The 11505-nt window shown below is 56.9% G+C and carries 10 protein-coding genes; 4 read left to right on the top strand and 6 right to left on the bottom strand.

The window, feature by feature from the left end:
• The gene (gene trkA, locus KO498_RS10855; RefSeq protein WP_215959913.1) at window positions 1–1377 is read right to left on the bottom strand and encodes a Trk system potassium transporter TrkA; all 1377 of its coding nucleotides are present in this window, start codon (window positions 1375–1377) and stop codon (window positions 1–3) included.
• A gap of 175 nt (window positions 1378–1552) precedes the next feature.
• Here trkA and KO498_RS10850 point away from each other — a divergent pair, with 175 nt between their 5' ends.
• Window positions 1553–2026: a hypothetical protein gene (locus KO498_RS10850; protein ID WP_215959912.1), complete on the top strand. Its 474-nt coding sequence runs from the start codon at window positions 1553–1555 to the stop codon at window positions 2024–2026.
• Window positions 2027–2029: 3 nt separating this feature from the next.
• On the opposite strand, the gene ntrX is transcribed toward KO498_RS10850, so the two are convergent.
• The 5 genes from ntrX to dusB form a co-directional block, all read right to left on the bottom strand.
• Window positions 2030–3442: a nitrogen assimilation response regulator NtrX gene (ntrX, locus tag KO498_RS10845; protein WP_215959911.1), complete on the bottom strand. Its 1413-nt coding sequence runs from the start codon at window positions 3440–3442 to the stop codon at window positions 2030–2032.
• Window positions 3443–3449: 7 nt separating this feature from the next.
• Window positions 3450–5714, bottom strand: coding sequence for an ATP-binding protein (locus KO498_RS10840; RefSeq protein ID WP_436835929.1), 2265 nt, complete (start codon window positions 5712–5714; stop codon window positions 3450–3452).
• Window positions 5715–5812: 98 nt separating this feature from the next.
• Window positions 5813–7174: a response regulator gene (locus KO498_RS10835; RefSeq protein ID WP_215959910.1), complete on the bottom strand. Its 1362-nt coding sequence runs from the start codon at window positions 7172–7174 to the stop codon at window positions 5813–5815.
• A complete protein-coding gene (locus tag KO498_RS10830; RefSeq protein WP_215959909.1) occupies window positions 7174–8247 on the bottom strand; it encodes a two-component system sensor histidine kinase NtrB in 1074 nt (357 codons plus the stop codon). Before KO498_RS10830 ends, KO498_RS10835 begins: the two co-directional genes overlap by 1 nt.
• Window positions 8244–9203: a tRNA dihydrouridine synthase DusB gene (gene dusB, locus KO498_RS10825; protein WP_436835938.1), complete on the bottom strand. Its 960-nt coding sequence runs from the start codon at window positions 9201–9203 to the stop codon at window positions 8244–8246. The genes KO498_RS10830 and dusB overlap by 4 nt, the downstream gene beginning before the upstream one ends.
• A gap of 186 nt (window positions 9204–9389) precedes the next feature.
• Here dusB and KO498_RS10820 point away from each other — a divergent pair, with 186 nt between their 5' ends.
• Genes KO498_RS10820 through KO498_RS10810 form a run of 3 tightly spaced genes read left to right on the top strand, consistent with a single transcriptional unit; the run spans window position 9390 to window position 11487 of the window.
• The gene (locus KO498_RS10820; RefSeq protein ID WP_215959908.1) at window positions 9390–10526 is read left to right on the top strand and encodes a bifunctional 2-C-methyl-D-erythritol 4-phosphate cytidylyltransferase/2-C-methyl-D-erythritol 2,4-cyclodiphosphate synthase; all 1137 of its coding nucleotides are present in this window, start codon (window positions 9390–9392) and stop codon (window positions 10524–10526) included.
• Entirely contained in the window at window positions 10523–11020 is a 498-nt protein-coding gene (locus KO498_RS10815) for a phosphatidylglycerophosphatase A family protein (RefSeq protein WP_215959907.1), read from the top strand. The genes KO498_RS10820 and KO498_RS10815 overlap by 4 nt, the downstream gene beginning before the upstream one ends.
• A complete protein-coding gene (locus KO498_RS10810; RefSeq protein ID WP_215959906.1) occupies window positions 11017–11487 on the top strand; it encodes a CinA family protein in 471 nt (156 codons plus the stop codon). Before KO498_RS10815 ends, KO498_RS10810 begins: the two co-directional genes overlap by 4 nt.
• Window positions 11488–11505: the final 18 nt, after the last annotated feature.

Here is an 11505-nt window from a genome sequence, read left to right as displayed (position 1 = left end):
TTAAAAGAAGTCGATCGAGACCTGCAAAAGCCTCTCGACTTCAGGTACATCGGCGGTCATGCAAAACAGCATAATCACGTCGCCCTCCTCTACCCGTGTGCCGCCTGTGGGCTTGAGCACTTTGTCGCCCTTCTGAATAGCACCAAGCAGCACACCTTCGGGAAAGGCGATATCCCTGATCGCCTGTCCAGCGATTGGCGACGTTGACAGCACTTCGGCTTCGATAATCTCGGCCTCTGCGTCTCCGATCGAGTAGACGGCCTTGACGCGCCCGTGCCGGATATGCCGCAGAATCGAGCTGACAGTCGTGGCTCGCGGGTTGATGTAGGCATCAATCCCCATCGGTGCCATCAACGGTATCAATGTCGGATCGTTGATCAAAGCGATCGCCATCGGACACCCTTCCGACTTCGCGCGCACCGCTGCAAGCAGGTTGGTTTTGTCATCATCGGTGACGCACAGCACCGCATCAGCGCGTTCAATATTGGCCTCTGCCAACAAAGCGCTGTCCAGCCCGTCACCATTGAGCACGATCGTGCGCTCCAGCGCGTCAGCAGCGATCTCGGCTGTGACGCGGTCGCGTTCGATCACTTTGGCGCGAATCCGCCGCTCGTTGGCTTCCATCGCTTTTGCAACCGCAAGTCCGACATTCCCCCCACCGATCAAAACAACGCGTTCTTGCGTTTGGCTCTTCTTGCCAAACACCTCAAGCGTACGCGGCACATCTTCGCTGGCGATCGCGAGGTAGCAATCATCATCAACAAAAATCTGGTCACCAGCATCCGGCGCAAACAACCGCCCTTTGCGACGGATGCCGATCACGATAACCTTGAGCGTCGAGAACAAGTCGGTGAGCTGCCTAAGGGGCGTGTTGATCACCGGGCAGTCTTCGTCGATACGTATGCCGAGCGCTTGCACTTTACCGCCCATAAATGTTTCGATGTCAAATGCTGAAGGGGCTGACAAACGGCGCAAGGCCGCCTCTGCCACTTCGCGCTCGGGGCTGATCACAACGTCAATCGGCAGGTGGTCGCGCCGGTAAAGGTCAGAGTAGATCGCTGTCAAATAGCTTTGCGAGCGCAAACGGGCGATCTTGCGTGGCACTGCAAAAATCGAGTGAGCAATCTGACAAATTACCATGTTCACTTCGTCAGAATATGTCGCTGCGATCACCATGTCAGCGTCACGCGCGCCGGCTCGGTCAAGGATATCAGGGTAGCTGGCAAAACCGGCAATTCCCTGCACATCCAGCGTGTCCATAGCGCGGCGCACAAGGTCTGGGTTGCTGTCGATAACTGTTACGTCATTGGCCTCTCCCGACAAATGCCGCGCGATCTGCCAACCGACCTGCCCTGCACCACAGATAATAACTTTCATCGGGTTTTCCCTGTTGTTCTGGTCGCTTGTGGTGCCAGATGGAGAATCCAGCGTCAATTGCAATGTCGCGAAGGCCTACGCAAATTCTGGCCAGCGGCCTCGTGTGTGTTTATAAGTAGATGACTTTCCTTGCCGTTTCATCCACTTTTATCAAATGATCAGTTTTGAGGGTATCATGAACCATAAATCCATAGCTCTTAGCCTGCTTCTGTTGGCCACAGCCTGCACGCCGTTAAGCCTTTACTACAAAGCCGGTGTTCCGGTGCAAAACGCAAGAGACGCAGAAACACGCTGCGAGGTGCAGGCCGCGAGAGACGTGCCACCGCGGATCATCACCAATGTTATCCCCGGGCGTCACCTACCACCACGTCAGGTGTGCAACAGTGCCAACGTCTGTCACACGAAGCCTCCGGTCTTTATCCCACCGCGCTATGAGCGCGTTGATGCGAATGTGTCGTTACGTGCCAAGGCCGTCGATCTCTGCATGCGCAGTAAGGGCTATCAACACATCAAACTGCCCGCCTGTGATCCGGCCATCGCGCGTCAGGTTCCCGAAGGACAGACACAGCGCCTGCCCGCCCTTTCGCAGAACTCCTGCGTGGTGCGCAGCAATGGCAACTGGCAAATCGTGACACCTCGGGTGCAGTAGCGGTTACTCTTCGCCGGTTTCACTGCCCTCGTGCTGCGCAACCCTGGCGCCGGTTCGGTTCGACGTTACCACACCAAGCGACTTGAGCTTGCGGTGCAACGCCGACCGTTCCATGCCGACAAACTGCGCGGTGCGAGAGATATTGCCGCCAAAGCGGTTGATCTGGGTTAGCAGATACTCGCGCTCAAACTCTTCACGCGCTTCGCGCAGCGGCAAAGTCGCCATAACCGACGGCAGCACCATCTTGCTATCGTCGCTGTTTGGCTGTTCACCAGCCGACAGCTCTTTGACGGTGATTTCGCCGTTGCCGTCGCCCAGAATAAGCAAGCGTTCGATCATGTTTTTGAGTTGGCGCACATTGCCGGGCCACGACATGGTCTGCATCAAAGCGATCGCTTCATCTGAAAGCGAGCGTATCGCCAGCCCCTGCTCGCTGTTGAACATCTCCATGAAATGCTCGGCAATCATCGGAATATCTTCACGGCGGTCTTCAAGCGAAGGCACCAAAATCGGCACCACGTTCAAGCGATGAAAAAGCTCTTCACGGAACCGCCCTTCACTAACCTCATGCTCAAGGTTTTTGGAGGTTGAAGATATCACCCGCAGATCAACCCGCACTTTGTTTGAGCCGCCAACCCGCAGGAATTGCTGATCAACCAGGACCCGCAGGATCTTTGATTGCGTGCCAAGTGGCATGTCTGCGATCTCGTCAAAATAGATAACCCCGCCGTTGGCCTCTTCCAGCAAGCCAAGCTCAACACCCTTCTCCGCGCTCTCGCGGCCGAACAACACATCTTCCATGCGGTCGGGCTCGATGCTAGCGCAGCCAACGGTCACAAAAGGCGCACCCGCGCGAGCCGAGTTGACGTGAATAAAGCGCGCAGCCGTTTCCTTGCCGGCGCCAGAGCCCCCCGACAACATCACCCGCCCGTTTGATTTCGTCACCTTGTCGAGCTGGCTTTGCAATGTCCGGAACGCCGCCGAAGAGCCGATCATTTCGGAGCTCGTGGTGTCCTTGCGCTTTAGCTCAAGGTTTTCGCGGCGCAGACGTGAGGTTTCCATAGCGCGACGGATAACAACCAGCAGTTGGTCGATGTTAAAGGGCTTTTCGATGAAGTCATAAGCGCCTTGTTTAATAGCGGCGACGGCGATCTCGATATTGCCATGCCCCGAAATAATCACCACCGGAACCTCGGGGTGATCTGTCTTGACCTGCTTGAGAATGTCGATGCCGTCCATCTTGCTGTCTTTAAGCCAGATATCCAGAATAAGCAGCCGCGGCAGCTCGGATCCGATCTCGCTCATGGCGTCGTCAGAATTGCCCGCAAGTCGCGTCGTGTAGCCTTCGTCTTCCAGGATATCCGAGATCAGCTCACGGATGTCGCGTTCGTCGTCTACTATCAGAATATCACTCATTTGGTCCTCACACCGCAGTTTTTTCTGCATTTTTATCTATGTTTTCGTTCGTGGTTCCGACTGACAACGGTAAGCGTATAACCGCCATCGCTCCGGCGTGGCTGTCGTCGTCAAAAACCGGCGCATCTTCTAGCACCAAAGAGCCGCCGTGCTCTTCAATGATCTTCTTTACAATTGGCAAGCCAAGCCCCGTGCCGCTGTCGCGCGTGGTGACATAAGGCTCAAACAGCCGCGCGCGGTCTTCCGGCAGACCAATGCCATTGTCAGCTATGGTGATCAGGGCTTGCCGGCCCTCCTGACGGGCATTCACCATGATCTGCGGGTGGAAATCACCCGACATCCGCTCACGGCGTGTTTCGGTGGCTTCTCCAGCGTTCTTGATCAGGTTGGTCAGCGCTTGCCCGATCATTGTCGCATCATATTCGCCGTTGAGTGGCGCGTTGATGTCCGCCACGATCTTCACATCCGGCTGACCCGCCCGCTGCAATATCACGGCATCATTTAACAATTGGCCCAAGTCTTCGGAACGACGCTCAGGTTCGGGCATGCGCGCGAATTTCGAGAACTCATCAACAATACGTCGCAGGTCACCGGTCTGGCGCACAATTACGCCAGTCAGTTCACCCAGCTTGCTGGCCTCTTCTTCAGGCAATGCCTTGGAAAACTTGCGATTGATGCGCTCGGCCGACAGCTGAATTGGCGTTAGCGGGTTTTTGATTTCATGAGCAATCCGCCGCGCCACATCGCCCCAAGCAGCCATCCGCTGGGCGCTGACAAGGTCGGTCACGTCATCAAAGGCCACAACATAGCCTTCAAGCTTCCCATCCTCACCCTCTCGCGTAGACATGCGCACAAGTAAGTTCTCAAGTTGCCCCGCCCGGCTGACTTTGACTTCGTCTTGCATTACATCAACGCCGCTTTTTCGCAACGCGTCAAACAACGGGCCGAACTCGGGAACCGCCATGCGCAATTCAAGCGTTGACTGATCTTCCTGCCAGTCAAGCAAACGGGCAGCAGAGCGGTTAACAAAGGTCACCCGCCCGTCAGCATCAACTCCGACAACTCCCGAGGTCACCGAACTCAGCACTGAGTCAAACTGCCGGCGGCGACGCTCGATCTGCTCGGTGTTGCTCAACAGCGTGTCGCGCTGGCCTTTGAGCTGCCCGGTCATCTGGTTGAAATAGCGGCTGAGCATAGCGATTTCGTCATCGCCGTCTTCTTCGATCACCTTGGTGTCAAGATTGCCCTCACCAACTCGCTGGGCAGCACTTGTCAGCCGTCCAACAGGACGCGCCAGCCGTTCGGCAAACCATAGAGCAAACCAGACAGCCGCCAGAATAAGGATCACTGCAAAGCCAAGATATACCAATCCGAACTGGAACAAGACTTGCCCACGATCACTTTCCAACTGGTTGTAAAGCCGCACATTTTCTTGCGTTTCACTGAGAAGATTGAGGATCGAACCATCAACATCCCGGCTCACATAAACCAGCCTGTTGGGAAACGTCGCCAATGGCACAATCGCGCGAAACTCGTTGTTATCCCAGTCTTGAATAATGGCAATGCCCTCAGAACGGGCCTTCGCAATATCCGCCTGCGTCGGTTTCTCGAAATTGAACAAATACGAGCGCTCGCCCCGCGCTTTGAGCGTGCCCGTGCCGTCGATCACATAGGCCTCGCGCATACTCGGCTGAAACCGCCGCTGACCTACTGTCAGTACTTCACGCAGGTCAGGGTCGATCATAAACGGCGTGCCCGCATGCTCAATATCAATCACCCGCGCCAATGAGATCGCATTCCGCTGTAGCGCATTCCGGTGTTCGCCCTCATAGGCTTCAGCCGCAGCCAGAGACGAACCGACCACCTGCCGCACCCTGTCTGAAAACCAGCCCTCAAGCCCCATGTTCACGGTCAGCATCGCAAAGATCGCAACTGTAACAGTGGGAATGAGCGCCATGATCGCAAACACCCCTGTCAGCCGCAAGTGCAGCCGCGAGCCTGCGGACTTCGAGCGCCGCGCTGCAACCATACGCACAACGCGTTGCATGACCAACGCCGCAACGACCAGCACATAGATAAGATCGACCAGCAACACGATGCGCAGCGCTGGCGAGCGTCCACCTTGATCAAACGGGCCGAAAACAAGGAATGTCGCCAACACCAGAACCGGACCGAGAATCACCAATCCCAGCGTCGCTGCGTTCTGAATTCGGCGTTGCCGCCGCAGCCGGCTCAGCTTGTTCCAGGAAAATTTTGAAGCCCGTGAGGCCACTTAGACCCCCGCCATGATGTAATACATTCGCTCTCAACCGCCATATCTAGTGGTTTATACGCCGCGTGATGCAGCCTTGCCACTCTTATGTTGCGGTTTTACATCATTTTACGACTCCGTGTCACGCGGATATCTAGCTCGGTTATCTTCTTTCTAAGCGTATTGCGGTTAATGCCCAGAAGATCAGCACATTTGGCCTGATTTCCCCCCGTTGCGTCCAGCGCAATTTCGATCAACGGTGTTTCCATTTCGCGCAGCACGCGCGCATATAACCCAGCCGGTGGAAGATCCCCCGTATGAAGATCAAAATAGCGTTGCAAATGTCGCCCGACACTTTGCGCTAGCTTTTCGTCGTCGATTGCACCCTGCTCAGGTGTTGTCAAAGGTTGTCCGGCAAGCACAGCCTCGGCTTCCGCTGCGCTGATCTCGGGATCACGTGCCGTCAACATGAGCCGTCTAATGGTGTTTTCGAGTTGGCGCACATTTCCCGGCCAACTGTATTTGCGCAACTTTTCCAAGGCAGAGGCCGACAGTTGCCTAAGTGGCGTAGCTGCGGCTGCATCTTGTGACAGGAAGTGATCGGCCAATAATGCAATGTCATCAATTCTCTGTCGCAATGGCGCAAGATCAATCATAGCGCCATCAAGCCGGTAGAACAGATCTGCGCGCAAGTCCCCCGAGGCGACGGCATCTCCCGGATCAGCCTGACTTGTCGCAGTAAACCGCGGGCCTTCGTTGCTTGAAGCATCTATGATCGCCACAGCTTTCACTTGCAGTTCTGGCGGTAATACACTGATATCTTCAAATAAAATCGTTCCGGAACCCGCTCGCTCGAGGAGCTCGGCCACAGCGTCATCGCGCTCTAGATCAGTGGCAGATACCCGAACGAACGGTTGGTCGCGCCGCTCTGACATGTCATGCATCACCCGGGCGACAAGTGTTTTACCTGTGCCGCTTTCCCCCGATACGATCACCGGAAGCGGCGCGTTCAACACCCGCGCAATTAGTGTGAAGACGTCTTGCATCGCCGGTGAGCCGCCGACGAGCGGCAACGCAGGTTGGGTGGCGCTTTCTACCGGCAGGCTCTTTCTAGGCCTGTCTGCCTCAAGAGCACGCGCTGTCCGCTTCATCAGGTCAGGCAGATCAAACGGCTTTGGCAGGTAATCAAACGCCTCTGCTTCACTCGCCTTGATCGCTGTCATGATCGTGTTTTGCGCCGAGATCACGATCACCGGAAGCCCCGGTCTGTCAGCGGCTATTTTGGGCAGCATCTCAAGCCCGTTGCCGTCAGGCATCGCGACGTCGGTGATCACGGCATCGCCGCGCCCCTCCTGCACCCACCGCATCAGCGTGGTCAATGAACTCGTCGCCTGCACCTTGCAACCCGCTCGCGTCAGCGCTTGGGTCAAGACAGTGCGAATGGTCAGATCATCGTCTGCAACCAGAACAGTGCCATCCATCAATCAGTTTCCTTTTCGTCGTTTGCGCGTGGTAGCGAGAGGCGGAAAACCGTCTCGCCGGGTTTTGAACGGCAGGTTATCCAACCCGCATGTGCCGCGATAATCTTGGCCGACAGGGCCAAGCCAAGGCCGGTTCCGTTTTCTTTGCCGGATACGAAGGGGTTGAAAATATCCCCCATCAGTTCCGGCGCGATGCCACAGCCGTTGTCGATCACTTCGATTTGCAATGGCAAGGGCTGTCCAAGCCCTGCTTCAGTGCGCATCCGGAAGCCATGCTCGTAGAAACTCCGCAGCCGAATATGCCCGTTTGGCCCCGCCGCATCCGTCGCGTTCTTGAGCAGGTTCAGCAACACCTGCAACAACTGATCAGCATCAACAAACGCCGGCGGCAGCGACGGGTCGTAGTCTTGAACGATCTCCAAGCCCGAGCCAAACCCCACCAGCGCCGACTGGCGGGCCCGATCGAGCACATCATGCAGGTTGGTCGGCTGACAATGGGGGGCCGAAAGATTGCCAAATTGCTCGACCTGCTCCAGAAGTTTCACAATCCGGCGGCTTTCCCCGACAATAAGCTCGCTCAAGTCATAGTCTTCCGGCGTTGCCCCCATGCCCAGTAGCTGCGCCGCACCGGTGATCCCAGCCAGCGGGTTTTTTATCTCATGGGCCAGCATTTCTGCCATGCCGATCGCCGAGCGTACCGAGGAACTGGTGCTTGGCAGATGGCTGTTTATTTCGTGGGGGTTTATCACCAGAAGCATCTCGCCCCCGTCTTTGCCAAATGGAGCGATCTGCAAATCACACGTGTGTGCCTGTCCGCTGCTTAGCGACAGCTTGATGTCGCGCACAAACAACGGCGCCTGAACAACACGTGCGCGCTCGAACGCCTCCTTCAAAGCGCTGTCACAGTTGACTTTTTGCCAAAGAAGCGCGCCGCTCATGGCTCTTGACGAGCTCAAGAAGAAGCTCTCGGCGGCTCCGTTCAGAGATAATATTTCATCACCACCAGCGATCAGCACCACCGGCATAGGCAAAGCGGCCCAAAGGGCCTCACCGTCAGGAAACCCGGCCTTCATGCAGCCACTCCTTCATCAATCGCGCGCGATATCAGGCGCGTTACGTCTGTCGGATTACGGCTCGTCAGCACTTCTTTTCTCAACGTAGCCGGCGTGCCTGCCTCGTCCATGTACCAACCAAGATGCTTGCGCGCCACCCGCAGACCAAGATCGGCTCCATAGAACTTCAGCATTGCTTCGTAGTGTTTTGTAATCATGTCTATAAACTGCACTTTCACAGGAATATCCGGCGCATCGCCTCCCCACAAAACGTGGGCAATCTGCTGCAAAATCCAAGGCCGCCCCTGCGCGCCCCGTCCGATCATCACCCCGTCAGCGCCGGACAGCTCCAACGCAATGCGTGCGTCCTCCGCCGAGCGGATATCGCCATTGGCAAAAACAGGCACCTTCACGGCGTCCTTCACGGCGCGGATTGCAGCCCAATCGGCACGTCCTTTGTAAAATTGGCATCGTGTGCGCCCGTGAATGACAATACGGCTCACACCGGCTGCTTCGGCACGCCGAGCAAGCTCTGGCGCATTGTGGCTATCATCATCCCACCCGAGTCGGGTTTTGAGCGTGACGGGCACATCAACCGCCGCACTTACCGCCTCGATCAGCCGTAAAGCATGATCAAGATCGCGCATCAAAGCTGATCCAGACAACCCACCGACAACCTTTTTCGCCGGACAGCCCATGTTGATGTCAATAACCGTCGCCCCGTTGGCGGCGACCATTCGCGCCGCTTCCGCCATCCAATACGGGTCGCGTCCGGCAAGCTGCACAGCCGTATTGCCGGTATCAATGCCCAGCTCGGCGCGTTCACGCACGCCCTTTTTGGCTTGCACCATTTCCTGGCTCGCCACCATCTCGCTGACAACAAACCCCGCGCCAAAGCGGCTAACAAGCTGGCGAAACGGCAGATCAGTGATCCCCGCCAATGGGGCAAGAGCGATTGGTAACATGCCGTCAGGCATTGGGAAATTCGAGACGATTGGCAAGGTGCGCTTCCTTTGTGAACTTGTCAGCTTCCGTAGCTTAAAGGGGTATCGCATAAAATTTAAACACTGTGCACAAAATTTGACCGGAATACCTTGAGCCGACCTAGCTGCATTGCGCTTTTCCGTCACACGACATAAACCAATGCTTCAACAGGAGCCTGCATGAAACTCGCCGCTATTCTTGTCGCCGCTGGCCGTGGCACCCGCGCCGGTGGAACCTTGCCCAAACAATGGCAAGCGCTTGCGGGCCGGCGCGTGTTTGACTGGTCTTATCAGGCCCTCGCAAGCCATCCCGCCGTTGATACGGTCATTGCTGTCGTTCACCCTGATGATGCATCGCAAGTCCCTGATGGTGTTGAAGCAGTTCTTGGCGGCGCAACACGCGCGGCCTCTGTCAAAGCAGGGCTCGTAGCCCTGGAAGGGCGCAGCTTCACCCATGTGCTTATTCACGACGGTGCGCGGGCATGCCTGTCAACCGAGATCATCGACGCAGTTGTCGCAGGCTTGCAAACCCATGACGCCGCGGCACCCGCCCTGCCCGTCAGCGATGCGCTCTGGCTTGGTGAAGCAGGTGAAGTCGCAGGCACCCAAAGCCGTGAAAACCTGTATCGCGCCCAAACTCCGCAGGGTTTTGACCTCGTCAAGATCGCCGCAGCACATAAAAACGCCGATAACACAGCCGCCGACGATGTCGCCGTCGCGCGCGCCGCAGGGCTTGCGGTTGCTATCGTGGAAGGCCATGAAGACAACCTGAAAGTCACCACACCCGATGACTTTGCAAGGGCCGAACGGATACTAAGGGCACAATCAGGAGTGCAAATGGACATCAGACTTGGCAACGGCTTTGACGTGCACGCCTTCACCACGGGCAACGCTGTCATTCTTTGTGGCGTCACCGTGCCACATACCAAAGCGCTTCTCGGTCATTCTGACGCCGACGTTGGCATGCACGCCGTCACCGATGCGATCTATGGCGCGTTGGCAGAGGGCGACATTGGCCGCCACTTCCCGCCGTCTGACGCACAATGGAAAGGCGCTGCAAGCGATATCTTCCTCAAGCACGCCTGCGAATTGGCCCTTGAGCGCGGCTATACTATAACGAACATTGACTGCACGCTGATCTGCGAGCAACCCAAGATCGGCCCCCACGCCGCTGCAATGCAGTCAGAAATGTCGCGCATCATGGCCCTTGCACCTGACCGTATTTCTATCAAAGCAACCACAAGCGAGCGTCTCGGCTTTACAGGCCGCGAAGAAGGCATCGCCGCGCTCGCTACAGCAACATTGGTGAAACCATGAAACAACTCGCCCAAATTGCAGGCACATTCTTTTATGTCGGTTACATGCGGCCCTTCTCGGGCACATGGGGTTCCGCAGCGGCTTTGCCTGTCGCCTATGGGCTTTACTTGCTCGGTGGGCCCTACTTGGTCGCAATCGGCGCAGTGCTGGCTTTTTTTGTCGGCTGGTGGGCAACAGCGGTTATGATCGAAGGTCAGGACGACCACGACCCGTCAGAAGTTGTGCTCGACGAGGTTGCTGGCCAGTGGATCGCATTATTGCCAGTGCTCATCGGCGCGACGCATGCAGGGGTTGACCCATTGGTCATGTGGCCCGGTTGGCTTGTTGCCTTCTTTGGCTTTCGTTTCTTTGACATCCTCAAACCCGGCCCCATCGGCACCGCCGACGCCCGTGGTGACGCCCTCGGCGTGATGCTCGACGATATTCTGGCCGGCATCGCTGCTGCGATCACAGTTGGCATCCTGGCTTATGTTTACCACGGCCTTATCGCATGAGCGCCGAGGCTGTCCTGAAGGCTGCGCGTAAAACAGGCCTCAAGATAGCAACAGCAGAAAGCTGCACCGGTGGTATGGTGTCAGCCGCGCTGACTGGCGTCGCCGGAAGCTCCGATGTGTTTGAACGGGGGTTCGTCACCTACTCTAACGACGCCAAGATGCAGATGCTCGGCGTGCGTGCCAAAACCTTGGCGACATATGGCGCAGTCTCTGAAGAAACCGCCCGCGAAATGGCCACAGGTGCGCTTCAACACTCTCACGCCACGCTCTCGGTTTCTGTCACGGGCATCGCTGGCCCCGGCCCTTCCGAGCACAAACCCGAGGGGAGGGTCTGCTTTGCAGTGGCTCGGGAAAACCGCGTAACAACCACAGAGACAGTCGAGTTCGGCCCCCTTGGCCGCGCCGAAGTGCGTGCTGCAAGCTGCGCGCACGCATTAGAGTTGCTGCGCTTAGCTGCGTCCCCATAGCGCCCACTTAAACGGCAC

Origin of the sequence: Lentibacter algarum (genome assembly GCF_018860975.1) — a bacterium.
In the GTDB taxonomy this organism is placed as follows: domain Bacteria; phylum Pseudomonadota; class Alphaproteobacteria; order Rhodobacterales; family Rhodobacteraceae; genus Lentibacter; species Lentibacter algarum_A.
This window is presented reverse-complemented; position numbering and strand designations above follow the sequence as displayed.